At 40.3% G+C, this 17,392-nt stretch carries 28 protein-coding genes and 2 pseudogenes; 13 read left to right on the top strand and 17 right to left on the bottom strand.

Features of this window, described 5'->3' with window-relative positions:
• Window positions 1-177 precede the first annotated feature (177 nt).
• Window positions 178-504 carry a hypothetical protein gene (locus tag AB5706_RS20970; RefSeq protein ID WP_173736005.1) on the bottom strand — a complete coding sequence of 109 codons (327 nt, stop codon included), beginning with the start codon at window positions 502-504 and terminating at the stop codon, window positions 178-180.
• Between the two features lie 117 nt (window positions 505-621).
• On the opposite strand from AB5706_RS20970, the gene AB5706_RS20965 reads away from it, so the two are divergent.
• Window positions 622-885: a hypothetical protein gene (locus AB5706_RS20965; protein WP_244095601.1), complete on the top strand. Its 264-nt coding sequence runs from the start codon at window positions 622-624 to the stop codon at window positions 883-885.
• Window positions 886-1,097: 212 nt separating this feature from the next.
• Here the strand turns inward: AB5706_RS20965 and AB5706_RS20960 are convergent, their stop codons facing one another.
• The 5 genes from AB5706_RS20960 to AB5706_RS20940 all read right to left on the bottom strand — a co-directional run bounded on the left by AB5706_RS20960 (window position 1,098) and on the right by AB5706_RS20940 (window position 4,968).
• Window positions 1,098-1,640, bottom strand: coding sequence for a flavodoxin family protein (locus AB5706_RS20960; RefSeq protein ID WP_173736006.1), 543 nt, complete (start codon window positions 1,638-1,640; stop codon window positions 1,098-1,100).
• Between the two features lie 2 nt (window positions 1,641-1,642).
• Window positions 1,643-2,641, bottom strand: a complete 999-nt coding sequence (locus AB5706_RS20955) for an alpha/beta hydrolase (RefSeq protein WP_173736007.1) — start codon at window positions 2,639-2,641, stop codon at window positions 1,643-1,645.
• A 53-nt stretch (window positions 2,642-2,694) separates the two neighbouring features.
• Complete coding sequence (locus AB5706_RS20950; protein WP_173736008.1) at window positions 2,695-3,462, bottom strand: carboxymuconolactone decarboxylase family protein; 768 nt, start codon at window positions 3,460-3,462, stop codon at window positions 2,695-2,697.
• A 28-nt stretch (window positions 3,463-3,490) separates the two neighbouring features.
• Window positions 3,491-3,961, bottom strand: a complete 471-nt coding sequence (locus tag AB5706_RS20945) for a flavodoxin (protein ID WP_173736009.1) — start codon at window positions 3,959-3,961, stop codon at window positions 3,491-3,493.
• A 128-nt stretch (window positions 3,962-4,089) separates the two neighbouring features.
• Window positions 4,090-4,968, bottom strand: a complete 879-nt coding sequence (locus tag AB5706_RS20940) for a LysR family transcriptional regulator (RefSeq protein WP_173736010.1) — start codon at window positions 4,966-4,968, stop codon at window positions 4,090-4,092.
• A 426-nt stretch (window positions 4,969-5,394) separates the two neighbouring features.
• Here AB5706_RS20940 and AB5706_RS23265 point away from each other — a divergent pair, with 426 nt between their 5' ends.
• Window positions 5,395-5,601, top strand: a complete 207-nt coding sequence (locus AB5706_RS23265; protein WP_442973286.1) for a DUF6783 domain-containing protein — start codon at window positions 5,395-5,397, stop codon at window positions 5,599-5,601.
• 61 nt (window positions 5,602-5,662) lie between these two features.
• On the opposite strand, the gene AB5706_RS20925 is transcribed toward AB5706_RS23265, so the two are convergent.
• The 3 genes from AB5706_RS20925 to AB5706_RS20915 form a co-directional block, all read right to left on the bottom strand.
• On the bottom strand, window positions 5,663-5,884 hold the full coding sequence (locus AB5706_RS20925) for an excisionase (RefSeq protein WP_243111571.1): 222 nt from the start codon (window positions 5,882-5,884) through the stop codon (window positions 5,663-5,665).
• 424 nt (window positions 5,885-6,308) lie between these two features.
• On the bottom strand, window positions 6,309-6,581 hold the full coding sequence (locus tag AB5706_RS20920) for a helix-turn-helix domain-containing protein (protein ID WP_173736011.1): 273 nt from the start codon (window positions 6,579-6,581) through the stop codon (window positions 6,309-6,311).
• Entirely contained in the window at window positions 6,568-6,714 is a 147-nt protein-coding gene (locus tag AB5706_RS20915; RefSeq protein ID WP_334285713.1) for a hypothetical protein, read from the bottom strand. The genes AB5706_RS20920 and AB5706_RS20915 overlap by 14 nt, the downstream gene beginning before the upstream one ends.
• 241 nt (window positions 6,715-6,955) lie before the next feature.
• Between AB5706_RS20915 and AB5706_RS20910 the strand changes: the two genes are divergently transcribed.
• From AB5706_RS20910 to AB5706_RS20900, 3 genes are all read left to right on the top strand, one after another.
• On the top strand, window positions 6,956-7,198 hold the full coding sequence (locus tag AB5706_RS20910; RefSeq protein ID WP_227201021.1) for a helix-turn-helix domain-containing protein: 243 nt from the start codon (window positions 6,956-6,958) through the stop codon (window positions 7,196-7,198).
• Between the two features lie 143 nt (window positions 7,199-7,341).
• A complete protein-coding gene (locus AB5706_RS20905) occupies window positions 7,342-7,515 on the top strand; it encodes a hypothetical protein (protein WP_173736012.1) in 174 nt (57 codons plus the stop codon).
• Window positions 7,502-7,840 (top strand): type II toxin-antitoxin system RelE/ParE family toxin, encoded by a 339-nt coding sequence (locus tag AB5706_RS20900; RefSeq protein WP_173736013.1) that lies wholly within the window; start codon window positions 7,502-7,504, stop codon window positions 7,838-7,840. The genes AB5706_RS20905 and AB5706_RS20900 overlap by 14 nt, the downstream gene beginning before the upstream one ends.
• Window positions 7,841-7,887: 47 nt before the next feature.
• Here AB5706_RS20900 and AB5706_RS20895 read toward each other — a convergent pair whose 3' ends face one another.
• From AB5706_RS20895 to AB5706_RS20870, 6 genes and pseudogenes are all read right to left on the bottom strand, one after another.
• Complete coding sequence (locus AB5706_RS20895; protein ID WP_173736014.1) at window positions 7,888-8,247, bottom strand: MmcQ/YjbR family DNA-binding protein; 360 nt, start codon at window positions 8,245-8,247, stop codon at window positions 7,888-7,890.
• A gap of 48 nt (window positions 8,248-8,295) precedes the next feature.
• Entirely contained in the window at window positions 8,296-8,628 is a 333-nt protein-coding gene (locus tag AB5706_RS20890; RefSeq protein WP_244095602.1) for a DUF262 domain-containing protein, read from the bottom strand.
• A 64-nt stretch (window positions 8,629-8,692) separates the two neighbouring features.
• The gene (locus AB5706_RS20885; RefSeq protein ID WP_173716268.1) at window positions 8,693-9,583 is read right to left on the bottom strand and encodes a Fic family protein; all 891 of its coding nucleotides are present in this window, start codon (window positions 9,581-9,583) and stop codon (window positions 8,693-8,695) included.
• 331 nt (window positions 9,584-9,914) lie between these two features.
• The gene (locus AB5706_RS20880; RefSeq protein ID WP_118582616.1) at window positions 9,915-9,989 is read right to left on the bottom strand and encodes a TnpV protein; all 75 of its coding nucleotides are present in this window, start codon (window positions 9,987-9,989) and stop codon (window positions 9,915-9,917) included.
• 88 nt (window positions 9,990-10,077) lie between these two features.
• Entirely contained in the window at window positions 10,078-10,257 is a 180-nt protein-coding gene (locus tag AB5706_RS20875) for an aldo/keto reductase (protein ID WP_330386277.1), read from the bottom strand.
• Window positions 10,258-10,273: 16 nt separating this feature from the next.
• Window positions 10,274-10,930 (bottom strand): annotated as a pseudogene (locus tag AB5706_RS20870) (carboxymuconolactone decarboxylase family protein); the annotation flags it as partial.
• A 177-nt stretch (window positions 10,931-11,107) separates the two neighbouring features.
• Here AB5706_RS20870 and AB5706_RS20865 point away from each other — a divergent pair.
• Together AB5706_RS20865 and AB5706_RS20860 are read left to right on the top strand one after the other, a co-directional pair.
• Entirely contained in the window at window positions 11,108-11,248 is a 141-nt protein-coding gene (locus AB5706_RS20865) for a hypothetical protein (RefSeq protein ID WP_021651320.1), read from the top strand.
• Between the two features lie 3 nt (window positions 11,249-11,251).
• Window positions 11,252-11,416, top strand: coding sequence for a transposon-transfer assisting family protein (locus tag AB5706_RS20860; protein WP_173716267.1), 165 nt, complete (start codon window positions 11,252-11,254; stop codon window positions 11,414-11,416).
• 215 nt (window positions 11,417-11,631) lie between these two features.
• On the opposite strand, the gene AB5706_RS20855 is transcribed toward AB5706_RS20860, so the two are convergent.
• The gene (locus AB5706_RS20855) at window positions 11,632-11,868 is read right to left on the bottom strand and encodes a helix-turn-helix domain-containing protein (RefSeq protein ID WP_118064609.1); all 237 of its coding nucleotides are present in this window, start codon (window positions 11,866-11,868) and stop codon (window positions 11,632-11,634) included.
• Between the two features lie 331 nt (window positions 11,869-12,199).
• Between AB5706_RS20855 and AB5706_RS20850 the strand changes: the two genes are divergently transcribed.
• The 6 genes from AB5706_RS20850 to AB5706_RS20825 are packed head-to-tail and all read left to right on the top strand — an operon-like array spanning window position 12,200 to window position 16,823.
• The gene (locus AB5706_RS20850; RefSeq protein WP_025580190.1) at window positions 12,200-12,904 is read left to right on the top strand and encodes a lantibiotic protection ABC transporter ATP-binding protein; all 705 of its coding nucleotides are present in this window, start codon (window positions 12,200-12,202) and stop codon (window positions 12,902-12,904) included.
• A complete protein-coding gene (locus AB5706_RS20845; RefSeq protein WP_215659774.1) occupies window positions 12,905-13,651 on the top strand; it encodes a lantibiotic immunity ABC transporter MutE/EpiE family permease subunit in 747 nt (248 codons plus the stop codon).
• A gap of 2 nt (window positions 13,652-13,653) precedes the next feature.
• Complete coding sequence (locus AB5706_RS20840) at window positions 13,654-14,397, top strand: lantibiotic immunity ABC transporter MutG family permease subunit (protein WP_025580193.1); 744 nt, start codon at window positions 13,654-13,656, stop codon at window positions 14,395-14,397.
• A complete protein-coding gene (locus AB5706_RS20835) occupies window positions 14,390-14,767 on the top strand; it encodes a NisI/SpaI family lantibiotic immunity lipoprotein (RefSeq protein WP_330656053.1) in 378 nt (125 codons plus the stop codon). The genes AB5706_RS20840 and AB5706_RS20835 overlap by 8 nt, the downstream gene beginning before the upstream one ends.
• A 38-nt stretch (window positions 14,768-14,805) precedes the next feature.
• A complete protein-coding gene (locus AB5706_RS20830) occupies window positions 14,806-15,468 on the top strand; it encodes a response regulator transcription factor (RefSeq protein WP_173716263.1) in 663 nt (220 codons plus the stop codon).
• Window positions 15,459-16,823 (top strand): sensor histidine kinase, encoded by a 1,365-nt coding sequence (locus AB5706_RS20825; RefSeq protein WP_173772847.1) that lies wholly within the window; start codon window positions 15,459-15,461, stop codon window positions 16,821-16,823. The genes AB5706_RS20830 and AB5706_RS20825 overlap by 10 nt, the downstream gene beginning before the upstream one ends.
• 279 nt (window positions 16,824-17,102) lie before the next feature.
• Here the strand turns inward: AB5706_RS20825 and AB5706_RS20820 are convergent.
• Window positions 17,103-17,392, bottom strand: a pseudogene (locus AB5706_RS20820) (class I SAM-dependent methyltransferase); the annotation flags it as partial.

Below are 17,392 nucleotides of genomic sequence, written 5' to 3'. Positions count from 1 at the left end.
TGGAACATACAGCCTGTGCAGTAAATACTTCATAAGCTCTCCTTCCACTTCTGGACATTTTGTCCAAAAGTTCCGTAAACGCAAAAAGGGCAGCTACAAACTTTTACGGTCTATAACTGCCCTTGCGCTGTGATATTCAGTCGTTTTTATCATTATCTCCACTTATACAGCATGAATCTATATCATCTTTTGTAATTTCATTAACTTGCCTACCCAGTCAATCAGTTCCAATACTAAAACTGCCCATTCGACTTGATATACATTTGATGTAGTAATTGCAGAAAAAATAGCTTCACTCTTTCTTTTCACTTCTTCTAAATCATTATTTGCAAAGAATCCCAATACTTTATGATTATCGGATAATATATCCACAATGTTCTCTTCTGTAAAATCCAAGACCTCTGTAACTTTTGCCAAAGCATCAGACATTGTAATTGTGTTAAACAAAACACAACTTATCTGTTTTAAAATTTCTAATATACAATAATCAATTCGTCCTTTCATATGATCACGTAAATACAAACAAGGACAGAAGCCTGAAAAACAGGTTCTGTCCTCGATAACTAATGACATATCTTATATCAGTTTTTTCTGTTTACACAAAACTTGAAACGCTCTCATATGCGCCAAATGGAAATCCGTGCTCAGTTGAGCAAACCATGGACGATCACCACAAAAGATTCCGATTTCAGCACTGAATTACAAAATATCCTTGATGAGCAATTTAATCCTGATCGTCCGAATGCAGTCTGGTGTTCGGATATTACCTACATCTGGACAATAGATGGATTTGTCTATCTGACCAGTATTATAGATTTAATTTCTTTGCCACTGCATCAGACTTTCTTTTTTACGCCCTCATATAACGAAACGCTCAGAGGGTAAAATACAGTGGGCAAATGCAAAAAATTTTATTTTTTGTTTTTGTCTCTCACATATACAAAAGAAGAACGGTGTTTTTACAGGGTCTTGGAGAATAATTTTTTATTTTTACGCAAAAAAATAGCTATAAGACTCCATTTTTTGAAATCTTATAGCTTTGCTATTGATAATATTGAGTTACTATTAGTTTTAATAATTAGAATTATTTTATCAACTTATAAATTTTTTCCAAGTTCATATGCCTTCTTCATTATATCCACATGATTCTCAGCTGTATTTGCTGCATCAATTCCACCGCCACCGACCATGCCTTTTAAGGAAGCATTTTCAAAACAATCTACCCAGCCTTGCAGCCCATTATAGGCTTTCTCAAATGCACTTTCATCATTCTCTGCCGCAGTTGCAATCATATAAATATCTCTAAATAAATAATCTGCCGAATATAAAGGATTCAATCTATCAAGAAGTGTTTTCATCTGACCGCACATCTCATAATAATAAATTGGGGTTGCATAGACAACAACCTCCGCATTCTTTATCTTTGCCATAATATCTGCAACATCATCCTTCAGTACACATATCCCAGTCCTCTGACAGGATAGACAACCGATACAATATTTTATATCTTTTCCTTTCAAAGAAAGAAGTTCCACATCATGCCCTGCTTCTTTTGCTCCCTCTGCACACTCATTTGCGAGTATCTCAGAATTGCTCCCTCCTCGAAGACTTGTCGATATGATCAATACTTTTTTTGCCATAATTAACCAACTCCGTTTTCTTCAAAAAATTTCTGGATTTTATCAAATGGGATCACATCCAGATTATCGTAAAGATCTGTATGAACAGCCCCTGGAATTGTTAGCAGCTCTTTATTGGATGTGTACTTGCTGTCCTTAATCATATTTTCATAAGCATCTTTTCCAAAATAATAGCTGTGCGCTTTTTCTCCGTGAACAATGAGGACTGCACTTCTGATTTCATTGCTGTACTTTAATATTGGCTGATTCATAAATGACATACATCCAATACTATTCCAACCATCATTGGAATTCAGGCTTCTTTTATGATAACATCTGCCTTTATAGTACTCACTATAATCTTTTACAAAGAAAGGGGCATCCTCTGGAACCGGAAGAGAAACACAACCACCAGCTCTAGAATATTCGCCTTTACAGTATTCTTGTGTTCTGAGGGTATTCAGAGACTGTTTCTTTGCATAACGTGCTTCTTCACTGTCCTCAGAATCAAAGTACCCATTCGCATTTACCCTTGTCATATCATACATGGTAGATGCAACCGTTGCTTTTATTCTTGTATCAAGTGCGGCTGCGTTAAGAGCCATTCCACCCCAGCCACAAATTCCAATGATTCCTATTCTATCTTGATCTACCTCTTCCCGAACAGACAGGAAATCAACAGCAGCCATGAAATCTTCTGTATTAATATCCGGAGAAGCCATGAATCTTGGATTGCCTCCACTTTCCCCCGTAAAAGAAGGATCAAATGCAATGGTAAGATATCCTTTTTCAGCCATCGTCTGCGCATATAATCCGGAACACTGTTCTTTGACTGCACCAAATGGTCCATTTACAGCAATCGCTGGATATTTCCCAAATGCATTTTTCGGCTTATACAAATCTGCAACAAGTGTGATTCCATAACGATTTACAAATGTCACTTTCTCATGATCTACTTTTTCACTTTTTGGAAAAGTTTTATCCCATTCAGATACTAGTTTTAATTCTTCTGCTTTCAACATAAATATAACCTCCATATGCAAATTGTCTTATAAATATACTTTTTTCAACCTTCCTATTTTAGTTTTCTATATTCTTCATCACTTACCGGTTCAAGCCATTCATTGGAACTATTTTCGCCCGGCACCTCTATTGCAAGATGGCTAAACCATTCATCCGGTGCGGCGCCATGCCAGTGTTTCACTTCTGCCGGAATATTGATGCAATCGCCTGGCTTCATTTCTACAGCATCTTTCCCTTCTTCCTGATAATATCCTCTTCCGGCAACACATACCAGAATCTGTCCTCCGCCACTTTTTGCGTGATGAATATGCCAGTTATTTCTGCATCCAGGTTCGAATGTCACATTGAAAATTCCAACCTGAGAAGTAGAAATCGGTGCAAGAAAACTTCTGCCGGAAAAATACTGTGCAAATCCATCATTTGGTGCACCAATCGGAAACATCATTTCTTTTGCATGCGCACACATTGCTTCCTCTTCGTATGGCAAATCTCCTTCGCCTGCTTCCCATACTTCCTTTGCAAGATTGAATACAGCCCATGCTTTTGGCCAACCTGCATAGAATGCGACATGTGTGATCACTGCAGCAATCTCTTTTTGTGTCACACCATGATTTTTTGCATTTTGAAGATGATATTTTAAAGAAGAATCCGTAATTCCGGAAGCCATCAGAGCAACCACTGTAATGATACTTCTTGTTTTTACATCGATATCCTGATTATTCCAGTTTTCACCGAAAAGCACATCATCGTTAAAATGTGCAAACTCTGGTGCAAATTCACCAAGTGCATTTTTTCCTGCTGTCTGTATTATTTTTTCCATATTCTGTATACCTCCATAGCACTGTTATTTATAAAGATTTTACCCACTCACTGATTTCCTGTTTTGTTCCACGATTTAACAGACTGCCTTCTGTGATCACCGCATCTGGTGCGGATATCTGCAATTCCTTTACAGTATTACCAAATCCACTTCCACCGGATGTTGCAAAAAGCACGATCTTTTTGCCGCTGAAATCATAAGTTTCCAAAAATGTATTGATGATTGTCGGAGCCACATACCACCAGATTGGAAATCCAAGAAGGATCTCATCATAAGAACTCATATCCATTTCTTTTTTTATAATCTCCGGTCTGTATTTCTTATCACTCATTTCCACACTGCTTCTGGATTTTTTATCCATCCAGTCAAGATCAGCCTTTGTATATGGAATCTTCGGCTCAATCTCAAATAAGTCTGCTTTTGCTTCCTCTGCAATCATATCTGCTACTTTTTTTGTTGTTCCACTTGCACTGAAAAATGCAACTAATTTTTTACACATAATACAAAACCTCTTTCCTTGCGTATTTTTCACAGAAAAAAATAGATGTATAAGATTTACATTCATCTTACACATCTATTTTAAGCTCCATCGCTTCATTATGTCTAATGCTTATATTGAATTTTGTTTTATGCCCGAAAAGCATTTATTTCTTCTATCATTTTACGGACTGCCAGCGAATATGGGATGTTCCGTCTCCAGGCGATCACAGTGTTTGTCGTGATTTCAGGAGAAATTCTTCGCTGTACAAGAATATCCTCCCGCCAATACTTTGCAGCACCTTCGATCGATACCGGATACCCCAGTCCATTTGCCGCCATAACTCCGGCATTCGTTCCAAGATTACTTGTAAAAGCAATCTGCAGTTTCGAAAAGTCTTTCCCAAACCAATTGGCAAGTTCGCTTTGAACATTCGTTCTTTCTGGCAGAATCAATGGTTTTCCAATGAGATCTTCTTTTTTTATAAACTCTTTTTCTGCCAGCGGATCATCTGGGCGCATTCCAACACACCAGTGGTCACAATCCGATATCCGAATATAATCCAGCCCTTCAGTGTCCACCGGTTCCATGAATAACGCAATATCTACAAGACCTTTATTCATCATTTCATACACCGTATCTGCTGTTGCAGTATGAAGTACAATCTGAACCAGTGGGTATTTTTCTTTATATGTTTTGCATATTTTCGCCAATGTTTCTACTGCCGCAAATTCACCACAGCCAATGGTTATGGTCCCCTCCACAACATCTTCTTTCCTGTTCAGTTCCTTAAGCGTCCTTTCCTCAAGATTAAGGATCTCCAGGGCACGCCTTTTTAATAGAATCCCCTCATCAGTAAGTGTAATTTTCTTCCCGCTTCGAATAAATAATGTTATTCCCAGATTCTCTTCAAATGACGCCATTTGTCTGGAAAGCGTTGGCTGGGTAATATGCAATTGTTCTGCTGCTTTTGTAAAGCTCTGTTCTTTTGCTACTGTCAAAAAATAGCGTAATAATCTTAATTCCATATCTTTATATTCCTACAAATTTTTCTTGTAACCATTCTATCATGTTGCGTCCCAAACATCATCTATATTTATATGTAGTATCTGCACAAAAATCCCATGGGTTATTTTCGGATTATTTTCCAACCGCCTATGCCTTCCAGGCCTTGATTTTACTGGCTTTTTGAAGAAGCTTTCAAAGAGTGCCGTGGCAAACAAATAACACACTTATCATTGCTTAAAACTCCTTGAAATGCTGTATTTACGCTGTTTACAGGTATTTTCCGATAATCCTCAATCCTGTCATTTTCCTGTATATCACAGCATAAATTCGTATATTTTCTTATCCAAATTTAGTAACTTCTTAGTAATAACCAGCCTGGAAAACAGGCTTCCTAAGAACCTTATAATCAGATTATTTTTAATTTTTTTCTATTATTTTATCATACTATGCCGGTTTTGCAATCCTATTCATCTCTTCCTAGAGCGTGTTTGAAAAAGGCTTTCTGCAAGATGTGCGTCACAATTTGTGGGAGATTTCGCTCGGATGAGGGCGCCGTAGCGGGCTACGGCAACCGAATTCGGGTGAAATCTCCCGCAAAGTGGGGCGTGCAGATTGCGGGAATGATTTTTCAAACAGGCTCTAGCACGATATAGGAATTATATCATACCAAGGCTAACATTTCCACTTTAAAGCACTAAATTATTCGTGTATTTTTTACAAAGACGTAGTCTGATCCAGAAAGGCCTCAAATTTCTTACGGTTAATCAACGACTTACACCCCACCTGGACTGTAAAGCAACATTCTGAATTTAGATGTTCCGAAATAAACATCCTTATTTTCTTTTCACCTATTCCAAAATATTGCACTGCTTCATCCACCGTAAGCATATATTTTTCCCAAATTGGAATCTTACCTTTTTCAATTTTAATCGCCACTCTTCTCTCCTCCTTTTCTCTTTGGACAAAACATTTTTATCTGCCCATGACAATTTACAATTTTATATACTGTCATCGGCAGATAAAATTACAATACAGGTGGCAGTTCAGTACTCTGCCCACATCGGTTTTGCACCGTCATTAAATATGACCAGATCTTTTCTGGAAGTATCATTATTACAGATATGCTTCGTCGCCCTGTGCAGCTGCTGCACATTTTGTCAAATTCTTCTCGCTCCATACCTTTACTTCAATGTTATATTTCAGCATTTCTTCGTATTTACTCCATTAGCAGAGCAGATATATCATGGCGGATTTACCTAGTGGCTCTACATATTTTCACGTCCTGTATGTAAAACAATATACAATTTTCAAGGTACAAAAATTCCTGAAGGGGAAAAGGAATCTATATTAAATACTCCCTTTACTGATTACCTTTCCTTACATATGATTTCGTATCAAATCCCAAGGTCTTAGTAATCAGTTTTGTTTCCAAGCATTGACGCAGAGTTTCATCTACACAGTAATGCACCTGTCCAAATTCGTCAAACATTTTTCTGGTAGCTAAAACTGTTATGTACCCTTCATAATGCTTCAACACTGCCTGGATTTCCTCAGTATCACCAGTTGATGCTGCCTCAATAACATGGAATGGCAGCAAATCAAATGCGCATTTCTGTTTTTTACTTTTTTTCATTTGCAGATTCCTCCATATTTTTTCTCATCAGTTCCAGTGATCGTCTACGATGCTCATTAATTGTGCTGCGTACAAGATTCATTTCTCTGGCAACGTCTGCATCACTCATATCCATAAAATATGATAATAACACAACATTCCTTTTCTTTTCAGTAAGTGTCTGCAGTGCTTCAGCAATCAATCCGTCACGTAATGACGGATATGATACCAGACAATATAATTCTTAATCTTTCCAATACTCCGGATCTGTTTTACGGAAATTTAGAATTTTATATGTCTTTTAAAAAGTGAAATATCACCCTCTTTTTTAGTGAAATATTAGTTCATTTTCTTTCAAGAAAGGGAACTATACACTAAACATGGAGGTGTATCATATGCCAAAACAAACAGATAAAGAACTGGAATTGTTTTTTAAGAACGCCCGACACGAGCAAAAATTGACTTATAAGGAATTAGCTGAAAAAGCAGAAATGTCCAGCCGATATTTAAAGGAAATTGAAAATGGGGGCCGAGTTCCCAGTTTTCATAAAATCAGAAAACTGGTACGCGCTTTAAATGTTCCTCCTGAACCGTTTCGTTCCCGACTACGAAGTTGTCGCACTGGCCGAAGTATTTAATGTTTCCTGCGAAAATCTTCTTGGTCTGACGGACGCTCCTGCAAAATAATTCAATTGTATTGCTGCCCATTCTATGCTAAACTATGGATAGATACTTCTGAACAACATACACTATTTATAAACCGTATGATTGGAGTGATTTCATGGAATTAACAAAAAAGGTCCCTACAACCGATAAAAACCAGGAAAACAATCATCTTCTCCGCATGTTAGACCGGGGAATTGATGATATGGAAGCTGGTCGTGAATTGCCACTGGAAGATGCTTTTCACAAAATCACAGAATTAAGGGATGCACGAAGAAATGCAAGAATATAAAATTATTTTAACCTGGGAAGCAATTTACGATGTCACCGACATTGCAGATTATATTGAAGAAGAAAACGGCCAGCAACATGCTGACCGTTTTCAATCTGATCTGAAAGAACAAATGCAGAATTTAAGCCAGTTCAGTACTGCCTTTCCCCGAACTCAAATTCTGTACAGAGGATATTCCATACATAAAAGATCTTTTCCGCCCTCTATTATTTTTTATATTATAATGGAAGAAACAAAAGAGATTCATATTCTCCGAGTGCTGCGCCATGAACGAGATTGGGAAAATATCCTGTTGCAACGATCAACTTATACATATCCAGAATGAATACCTGGGAGCCGATCAGAGATTTTTCTGAAAGGCTTCCTTTTTAATTACTTCCCACTGTCAATTAAATCATAACTCATATCCAGAAAATCCAGCGTCTTAGCTTCACTGACAGATTCATCCAGAAGAATCGTAATCCAGTGCCGTTTATTCATATGATACCCAGGTAAAAATCCATGCGTTTGAATAATCATCCCAACCAGATCAGGGTCACATTTTACATCCAGGATATTAATTTTTCCATCTTCTTCTAATCCCAGTGTTTTCTTTTCCACTGCCATAATTATAGCATACCATTTTCCATTTTTATGTCGAAGCACCGCAGAATCAGGATCTTTTTTCCATAAATATTCCGGTTCAGTTCCATATTGCTCTTTCACATATTGAAAAATTTCCTCACGTTTCAAATTTATCCCTCACTTACGATTTCTTGCTCTGATTATACGCTATCAGGATTATATTCTCAACCACTTCTCACAGTTCCATTTATGTTTTATAGCTTTTGCATAGCCTGCTTTGCAGGCTACACCCCAAAAGAAGCAAGCACTGCCAGTGTCATGACACCTAGCTTTAGTTTTTACATCTGGATTCTTCCAAGTAATAATGTAGCCAGTAGGATAGCCATTATATAAAGAATCTATTAAATCTCTAACCTGACTGCGCTTCCATACAAATGGACGCTGAATTTCAGGAATAACAAAATCTTCTGCATCAATCAGTCCAAGAATTGCGTGAACCGAATACTGCATTAATGTAAATTTTTCACCAGTCATTGCTGTACCTCTCATCTAATGATTTTCCTCAAACCAAAGTGTGAGATGACACTTTGAAAAGGACTTATAGAAATCGCTTTTAATAAACAATTCTAAAATAATCCAAATATGCTTTATATTTATCCTGTGCGGTCAGACAGGTATCTGTCAGATAACCTTTTTCATTGTTCCATTCTTTCAGTCCACGATAATAGAACATTTTCAGATTATCTTCGATAATAAACGGCACAATATTGTATTTCAAACATTCTTTAAACATAATCAGACGTCCTACACGACCGTTGCCGTCCTGGAATGGATGGATCTGTTCAAACTTCACATGAAAATCCAAAATATCCTCAAAAGTCTTTTCTTCTTTTCCGTTGTACTCAGTCAACAGAGCTTTCATTTTATCGGCAACTTCTTCTGGAAGTGCTGTTTCCATTCCGCCAACTTCGTTCGGCAATTTCTTGTAATCACCAACAACAAACCAATCTTTTCTGGAATCACTGGTTCCATTTTTCAGAATCAAATGTAGTTCTTTAATAAACTTTTCTGTTAAAGCCGCTTTTGCATTATCAATAATCATATCAATGCAACGGAAGTGATTTGCTGTTTCAATCACATCATCCACATTCAGCACTTCGTTTTCTACGCCTATGGTGTTGGTTTCAAAGATGTATCTGGTCTGATCATAGGTCAGACGGCTGCCCTCAATATGATTGGAGTTGTATGTTAAATCAATCTGTGTTTTATGGTAAATGCCGCCAGAATACTTACTTGCTTTCTGCTCCTGCAGAATATCCAGCAAAGTAACTGGCTGCTCTTTCTTTTTGTTTGAGCGCTCCGGTTTTTCTGCATTTTCAGGAATATTCCAAGTCTTACCGGTAAGAAATGCACCTGGTACACGTCCCTGTGCACAATAATTTCTGACGCTGCGCTCTGAAACATTCCACTTTTTTGCTATTTCAGTAACTGAAAGGTATCGCATCTGTTCTCCTCCGTTATAATTCAAATCAAAATTTACACTTTATTATATAGTATATCACATTATCGGCAAATTATCGAACATTTATCTTTGCTTGTGCCTTATGTTTTTGCCGTTTTCGGCATCATTTATCTTTAATTAAATACCAAACTATCCTTGTAAATCAAAAATCTGTTTTACAAGGCATACTTTTCCTTTTTTGCTCATTTTTAAGCAAAACCTTGTTATAAGTTTTAGCGGCAATTTTGCCGATAAAGAAACCAGCCCGTTTCCGAACTGGTTCCAATTCACATAATGTATAAATAACATCCAGTCTTGCTTATTTTACTTTTTATTACAGAACCAACTCATGAATCACAATCTCTTCCGCCCGATTGTAAATGTTGTTCATAGCTTGTATCCACGCCATCTGATTCTATTCTTTCAATTCGTCCGTTACATCCTCAAGAGCTTTCCATGCTGCTCGATTTCCCTCTACATATCTGTCTTCGCACTGATTAACCTTTGCCCACGCCACGCTCATTACCATATGCCTGTGCAGTATCAATATGTCTATATCCAATCTCTACCGCTGCTTTTACAGCGTCAGCAACCTTATCATCATCAATAAACCAGGTTCCAAGACCAAGCTGTGGAATTTTTACTCCATTATTCAATACAATATTTCTATCAAACATTTCATTCACCTTCCTATTATAATTTCCCATATTCTTCATCACTTACTGGTTCAAGCCATTCATTAGAACCATTTTCGCCCGGAACCTCTATTGCAAGATGGCTAAACCATTCATCTGGTGCGGCGCCATGCCAGTGTTTTACTTCTGCCGGAATATTGATGCAGTCGCCTGGCTTCATTTCTACAGCTTCTTTGCCTTCTTCTTGATAATATCCTCTTCCGGCAACGCATACCAGAATCTGTCCACCTCCACTTTTTGCATGATGGATATGCCAGTTATTTCTGCATCCAGGTTCGAATGTCACATTGAAAATTCCAACCTGAGAAGTAGAAATCGGTGCAAGAAAACTTCTGCCGGAAAAATACTGTGCAAAACTATCATTTGGTGCACCAATTGGAAATACCATCTCTTTTGCATGCGCACGCATCCCTTCCTCTTCGTATGGCAAATCTCCTTCGCCTGTTTCCCACACTTCCTTTGCAAGATTGAAAACAGCCCATGCTTTTGGCCAACCTGCATAGAATGCGGCATGTGTGATCACTGCCGCAATCTCTTTTTGTGTCACACCATGATTTTTTGCATTTTGAAGATGATATTTTAAAGAAGAATCCGTTAATCCCTGCGCAAGCAATACAGTTACCGGGACCAGTGATCCGTTCCTCAAGCCGCACTTCTGCATATACATCCCCTTAAACTTTTTTCCCATCTCATAAGCCTCTTTTAATGCCGGATTGCCCTGTATTGCGCCAACAGCATCTGCACCTCCGCCAAATACGGTTCCTGCAAGTTTGGAATTTAGAAAACATTCGATTCAACATTGTTTTCATATGTCCGCTACGAGGTATATGCCATGATTAACAAAGATGAGCGCCGTGATGTGAGTATTCGCAAGCCCCGGCCATCTATCCGCAAGCAGCTTGCCGACAGCAAACAGGCCACCAGCCCGAAAAAGGCGGCGGCCAGAACCAAGAAAAATGAATTGGAGGTATGAGGAATGATGCACTTTACCGTGGAAGAAGAAAATTTGATCTGTATGTACCACAACGCAGACCGACGCAGGACGATAGGCAAGATCACCGCAGCCATGCCGGGTATGGACGGGGATATGTGGCCGCTTGCGTCCGGCGTCTTTTCTTTTTGCCTGTTCCTACGCATTTAGGACCCAGTATTGACGGGGATAGGATAAAGTATTCGCCCACCTCTGCAAACGTGCGGGAGAAGCCTTGAAACTGGCGGTTATCAGCCCCGAAAGGCGTAGGTTACAGTCATTATTAGCCCCCGAAACAGGTACAGACGCGCAGCGGGTGTATCTGTTTCGGGGGTGTGCAGGTGATAGCCGCAAAGCGGCGTAAGAGGGTGCAGCCCTCTTGATCGTTATTCTTGTTCCAGCGGGAAGCTCGGCAACGCTTCCAGCAGCTTTAAGGAAATGTGCTGCCGCATATCCTCGTCAATGACTTTTTTCACTTTGCCGCCCGGCTGCCTGATCTCCACCGTGGAAAGCTCGTCGATGTAGTCCGCATAGTGGGCCAGCACCTTTTCTGTGGCCCACTTCTCACCGGCAACGGCGGCTTTGATTGTTTCATAGTCCAGCAGCTTTTCTTGTCCGTCCATCCTGATACCCCCGTCAGATTGATTTTTTCCATGATACCATATCTGGGAGTATGGAGCCAGAGAAACCGGCGATTTTCTGCTGGTAAATTCTACGCATTTAGAGCGGCACTATGGCGGGGATAGGATAAAACACTCACATACCCCGCCGACTATGCGGGAAAAACCTTGAAATATAGGGCTTTTTAAGGCCCTAAATGCGTAGGTTGGTACTTTGTTGCGATATGCTCCACGGTTACGGTGTATTGTTCATATTCTGTTTTCGGGAATCTTTATGAAATCTTCAAAATTGCCCGGTATGCTATCCGTAAAATCAAAGAAAGGACTTGATTATATGGATATGATTTTGAAAACGACTGACCTCTGCAAAAATTTCAAGGGGCAAATGGCGGTAAACAATGTGTCACTGAACATCCGGCGCAACTCGGTTTATGGTCTGCTGGGGCCGAATGGGGCTGGCAAATCCACGATCTTAAAAATGCTCACCGGCATTTTACGCCCCACATCGGGAAGCATCGAGTTTGACGGCCACCCGTGGAAGCGGAATGATCTGGAGCATATCGGTGCTTTGATTGAGATGCCCCCGCTTTACGAAAATCTGACTGCATACGAAAATCTCAAAGTCAGAACTACATTGCTCGGCCTGGACGATGCACGAATTAACGAGGTATTGCAAATTGTCCAGCTCACGAATACCGGCAAGAAACGGGCCGGGCAGTTTTCTCTTGGTATGAAGCAGCGGCTTGGTATTGCTATTGCATTGCTGAACAGTCCCCAGCTTTTGATTCTGGATGAACCGACTAACGGCCTTGACCCTTTAGGGATTGAGGAACTTCGAGAGTTAATTCGCTCTTTTCCCTGCAAAGGGATTACAGTTATTTTGTCCAGCCATATTCTGTCAGAAGTCCAGCAGATTGCAGATCATGTAGGTATCATTGCTGGCGGCGTCCTTGGATATGAGGGAGAGCTTCGCGCCGGTGAAGATTTGGAACAACTCTTTATGGATGTTATTCGCAGAAATGGTAAGGAGGGATATTAAATGGAGATGGCATATATTCAGGCAGAGAACCTAAAGCATAAGAGAACTTTCACAAAAACGCTGATCGTTCTGGCCCCGTTTGTAACTGCGCTTATGAACTTTTTTGCCCCTCTTTGGTTCCAGCTCAATTCTTATAATTGGTGGTATATCCTGCTTTATCCTGGATTCCTTACGCTCACCTGTGCCTTGATTGAACAGCGGGATAATGGCAAACTAAAATATCGTGCCGTTGCTTCATTGCCTGTTTCGCAGAACAAAGTCTGGAAAGCAAAAATTGGAGTGGCCGGTATTTACTCCTGTGTGGGGAATTTCATTTTCCTGGCGCTAAATCTGTTGGGCGGTTTTGCAATATTAGTTATCAACGAAATTCCCCTGACAATCGGAATTTGGCAGGCTGCGGCCGGAACAGCTTGTATTGTCATTGCAAGCCTATGGGAAGTTCCGCTGTGCTTATGGTTATCAAAAAAAGTTGGTATCTTTGTCACGGTTATTCTTAATGCCGGACTTGGAAGCGTTTTAGGAATTTTCACGGCTACAACCTCTTTGTGGATGATCTGCCCGTATAGCTGGGTGCCGCATCTTATGATTTCCGTGTTAGGTATTTTGCCTAATGGTGAGCCGGTTGCAGATCAGAGTACGGCAATGGCATTTTGGATGATTATACTTGTATTGGTCATTTCGCTGGCCTGGTTTGCGGCGCTGTCATTTTTAACTGCAAGATGGTTTGAGAAAAATGAGGTGGGGTAACTATGGTATCTGTGGTTCGCTGCTGGAAAGCAGAATATCAGAAGTGTAAACATAGCATTTTGCTCTATATGCACAGCATGATTCCGATTATATGTGCGGCGATTTTTGCGGGTTACTATCATATATCCAGATGGGAACTGGCAACCAAAATCAGTGCCTATCTGGAAGTGCTGGCCGTTGCGTTCCCGTTTCTGATCGGCATTATTGTGGGCCTGGTTGTTCAGATTGAAAATCAGGCCGGGCATTATCAGCTTTTGTTGGGAACAATCCCATCTCGCATGGCAACGTATATTGGTAAACTTGGTTTTCTGATGATCTGTGCTTTTGGCGCAACATTTTTAGCGTTAGGAACATTCGCTGCACTATATAGGGATGCTCCGGCAAGCCTTTACCTGAAAGCAGGGATTCTATTGTTGATTACCATGCTTCCCATTTACCTGATTCATTTGTTTGTGGGAATGAGCTTCGGAAAAGGTGCATCTATGGGATTGGGAATTGCAGGGAGTTTAATAGCTGCCCTTATGATAACAGGGCTTGGTGACGCTACATGGAAATATATTCCCTGGGCCTGGGGCGTTCGTGCTATGGATTACACTGTGCTTGCATGGGATAGCCCCCAACTGTATGCACAGGTAAAAACCGATTTTTTCAGCGGTATGATTATTTCTGTATGCTGCACTGTTTGTCTGCTGATTGCCAGTTTGGTTTGGTTTCATGGTTGGGAGGGAGGTAAAAACAGTGAATAAAAAGTGCCTGTTTGCCGTGGTAATTGTGCTTGTAAGCCTTATATGCTTATCGGCCTACGGTGCACTCCGCGATACCGCCGATAAAAATAAGGCGTTAAATGAATCTCTGCCGTATTATGAGCTGAACGCCGCAAACTATGATGAAATTTCATATAACGGCCTGACATATACCATAACGGATGAATGTCTTGAAATGTCAGAACTGCAAGAAGAAATCGGGCAGGTATCGAAACGCTTCAAAAATGTGGCGGGGGAAGATTTCAGTTTCGGCTACGTTTACAGTATTGTGGATGTGGATATAAGCAATGCCGTAGCTGTAAATATCAACAATGAATATCGGAAAGCTGACATTAAAAATAATGATGAGTAACCTCGACAATGTGGTATAATGGGGCGGGAGGTGATTTTTTGACCCACTTACTTGTAGTTGACGATGAAGTTTCTATCTTGGAATTGATTAAGAACAGTTTGGGGAAAGATGGATATTTGATAACAGTCTGTCAAAATGCGGATGATGTAGACATCAAAAAGCTGCATTTCTATGACCTCATTCTTTTGGATGTGATGATGCCTGGCACAGACGGGTTTGAGTTTTGCAAACAGATCAGGAATATGGTAGACTGCCCGATTCTCTTTCTGACCGCAAAGACATTAGAGGAAGATATATTGTTTGGATTGGGCATCGGTGCGGATGATTATATTACGAAACCTTTTCGTATTCAGGAGCTTCGCGCCCGTGTCGCGGCACATTTACGCAGAGAAAAAAGGGAGCATCACAGCATACTTTCATTTGAGCCTGATATAAGATTTGACCTTTCCGCAAAGGTACTGTATGTTTCAGAACAGCCGGTTCCCCTTACCAAAAGCGAGTATTCAATCTGTGAATACCTTGCGAAAAACCGGGGACAGGTTTTTACAAAAGAACAAATCTATGAAGCCGTTTTCGGGTTTGATGGAATAGGCGATAACTCTACGATCTCAACGCATATAAAAAATATTCGTGCGAAATTGGAGCATTTCAAAATAAGTCCGATCAGCACCGTATGGGGGATAGGATATAAATGGGAGTGAAAAAGAAACCTACATTGAAAATATTGTTTCGCCAGTTTGCTATCTCCCTCATTGTCATGCTGGTAGCGGCAATTATTGTCCCTTCTGGTTTGGAGGGACTTGCTGTAAATGCTGGATTAGCTACAAGAGCAAATCTAAGTGAATTGCAGGTAAAAGAGATCATTCCAACGCTGACGATTGCCCCGGATATTACAAAGGTTGTGATTCCACAGGGATGCGGCTACTTAATTCTGGACAAGAACTTTAATGAGCTTTACAGCAATATGGACGATGATGAAAAAGAAATTGCCCTGCTGTACGCAAAGGGAGAATATATTGAATATGCTACGGGGAGGGAGTTTGCACTTGTTGTCCGGGAAAACGAATTTTGCGTTTTAAGGTATTATATTGGTTCTCAATTTACAGTGTCATGGCTACCGGAATATTTTCCATCTCCTGACACGCTTGCGCTTATCCTGATGGCTGTAAATTCGCTGCTGGTCATTATCATACTGACCGCCAGATTTGCTAAGAACCTGCGTACACAACTGACCCCGCTTTTTGAAGCAACTGCGGAGGTTTCAAAGCAAAACCTTGATTTTGAAGTAGGACACGCCAAAATCAAAGAGTTTGAAGATGTCCTTGCATCTTTTTCAGATATGAAAGATAATCTGAAAATTTCGTTAGAACGGCAATGGAAAACCGAACAGACACAGAAAGAGCAAATCGCCGCGCTTGCCCATGATTTGAAAACGCCTCTGACGGTTATTCAAGGAAATGCTGATTTACTCACAGAAACAAATCTTGATGATGAGCAACGATTATACGCTGGTTACGTCGTGGAAAGCTCCGGCCAGATGCAGTCATATATTCAAACCCTGATTGATATATCACGGGCGGCGGTTGGTTATCAGCTCCATATTGAAAGTATAGACTTGCCAGCGTTCATGCAGCACTTGTTCGGTTATATGGAATCACTATGCCGGACAAAAGAAATCCGGCTGCAAATGAATACTGTTTCACTCCCTCAAATGCTGAAATTTGATAGGGTGCTGATAGAACGTGCTATTATGAATGTTATCAGTAATGGGCTGGACTACTCCCCGCAAGGCGGAACGCTTTATGTGGATGTTCAGAGTAACAACGGTTTCGTGGAAATTTCAGTCACAGACGAGGGAACGGGGTTTTCTAAAGAGGCATTATGCCACGCACAGGAACGGTTCTATATGGGCGATCAAAGCCGCAATTCAAAGTTACACTTTGGTATGGGTCTATATATTACAAATTCGATTATGGAACAACATAATGGTCAGCTTATTTTAGAAAATTCAAAAGAAACCAGCGGCGCAAAGGTTACTATGAAACTTCCTTGCTGATTTTCCGATAGTGTAATGGACGTCTTTTATGTCCGTCCATTTTTCAAATCTTTATGGAATCTTCAAAACAACAAAACGCTTCAAATCGTCGCCCGGTAGGTTTACGACCTGCCGGGCGATTTTTGTCGATTTTCGCGGATTGTCATTTCCGGCAAAAAATCAGATGGAAAAGGAGGCGGTCAGCAGACCAGGGCCAGCATAGGCCCCTGACAACGGACAGGATCATCCTGCTCACTCCCCACGGAAAGGGGGTGAGAAGATGAAAGTTACCCCTGATGATTACGGGAGGCGCTGCCAGTATCTTTTCCGCTGAATACATTTGATATGTGCATGACTACCAAGTCTTTTTCTGGCTTGTTCAAGCATATCCATGCTGTAATCAATACAAGTAATATGTGCATTTTTCAGAGAACTCCATTTGTTTTCCGTAAATACAGCAGTTCCAACTGGAACATCAAGAAGATTTCCTGAAAAGTCATTAGGAACATATGATAAAACTTTTCGTGCTATATCATTATCATCAGTGCCACTCCAAAATAACTTAATATACAGTTTGCTGAAAATATTTC

Source organism: Ruminococcus sp. RTP21484sp1_RTP21277st1_D2_RTP21277_210401 (assembly GCF_040924225.1).
Taxonomy (GTDB): domain Bacteria; phylum Bacillota; class Clostridia; order Lachnospirales; family Lachnospiraceae; genus Blautia_A; species Blautia_A faecis.
Note: the sequence above shows the minus strand (reverse complement) of the source record. Positions and strands in the feature narration are given on the sequence as shown.

Excerpts from the sequence above, each read along its gene's own strand:
- AB5706_RS20950 (WP_173736008.1), bottom strand. The coding sequence starts at position 3,462 with ATGGAAAAAATAATACAGACAGCAGGAAAAAATGCACTTGGTGAATTT.
- AB5706_RS20905 (WP_173736012.1), top strand. The coding sequence starts at position 7,342 with ATGGAATTAACAAAAAAGGTCCCTACAACCGATAAAAACCAGGAAAAC.
- AB5706_RS20825 (WP_173772847.1), top strand. The coding sequence starts at position 15,459 with ATGGGAGTGAAAAAGAAACCTACATTGAAAATATTGTTTCGCCAGTTT.
- AB5706_RS20970 (WP_173736005.1), bottom strand. The coding sequence starts at position 504 with ATGAAAGGACGAATTGATTATTGTATATTAGAAATTTTAAAACAGATA.
- AB5706_RS20910 (WP_227201021.1), top strand. The coding sequence starts at position 6,956 with ATGCCAAAACAAACAGATAAAGAACTGGAATTGTTTTTTAAGAACGCC.
- AB5706_RS20840 (WP_025580193.1), top strand. The coding sequence starts at position 13,654 with ATGGTATCTGTGGTTCGCTGCTGGAAAGCAGAATATCAGAAGTGTAAA.
- AB5706_RS23265 (WP_442973286.1), top strand. The coding sequence starts at position 5,395 with ATGCCGGTTTTGCAATCCTATTCATCTCTTCCTAGAGCGTGTTTGAAA.
- AB5706_RS20855 (WP_118064609.1), bottom strand. The coding sequence starts at position 11,868 with ATGGACGGACAAGAAAAGCTGCTGGACTATGAAACAATCAAAGCCGCC.
- AB5706_RS20875 (WP_330386277.1), bottom strand. The coding sequence starts at position 10,257 with ATGTTTGATAGAAATATTGTATTGAATAATGGAGTAAAAATTCCACAG.
- AB5706_RS20890 (WP_244095602.1), bottom strand. The coding sequence starts at position 8,628 with ATGAGAGGTACAGCAATGACTGGTGAAAAATTTACATTAATGCAGTAT.
- AB5706_RS20845 (WP_215659774.1), top strand. The coding sequence starts at position 12,905 with ATGGAGATGGCATATATTCAGGCAGAGAACCTAAAGCATAAGAGAACT.
- AB5706_RS20955 (WP_173736007.1), bottom strand. The coding sequence starts at position 2,641 with ATGTTGAAAGCAGAAGAATTAAAACTAGTATCTGAATGGGATAAAACT.
- AB5706_RS20945 (WP_173736009.1), bottom strand. The coding sequence starts at position 3,961 with ATGTGTAAAAAATTAGTTGCATTTTTCAGTGCAAGTGGAACAACAAAA.
- AB5706_RS20850 (WP_025580190.1), top strand. The coding sequence starts at position 12,200 with ATGGATATGATTTTGAAAACGACTGACCTCTGCAAAAATTTCAAGGGG.
- AB5706_RS20920 (WP_173736011.1), bottom strand. The coding sequence starts at position 6,581 with ATGAAAAAAAGTAAAAAACAGAAATGCGCATTTGATTTGCTGCCATTC.
- AB5706_RS20940 (WP_173736010.1), bottom strand. The coding sequence starts at position 4,968 with ATGGAATTAAGATTATTACGCTATTTTTTGACAGTAGCAAAAGAACAG.
- AB5706_RS20900 (WP_173736013.1), top strand. The coding sequence starts at position 7,502 with ATGCAAGAATATAAAATTATTTTAACCTGGGAAGCAATTTACGATGTC.
- AB5706_RS20885 (WP_173716268.1), bottom strand. The coding sequence starts at position 9,583 with ATGCGATACCTTTCAGTTACTGAAATAGCAAAAAAGTGGAATGTTTCA.
- AB5706_RS20865 (WP_021651320.1), top strand. The coding sequence starts at position 11,108 with ATGATTAACAAAGATGAGCGCCGTGATGTGAGTATTCGCAAGCCCCGG.
- AB5706_RS20965 (WP_244095601.1), top strand. The coding sequence starts at position 622 with ATGCGCCAAATGGAAATCCGTGCTCAGTTGAGCAAACCATGGACGATC.
- AB5706_RS20960 (WP_173736006.1), bottom strand. The coding sequence starts at position 1,640 with ATGGCAAAAAAAGTATTGATCATATCGACAAGTCTTCGAGGAGGGAGC.
- AB5706_RS20860 (WP_173716267.1), top strand. The coding sequence starts at position 11,252 with ATGATGCACTTTACCGTGGAAGAAGAAAATTTGATCTGTATGTACCAC.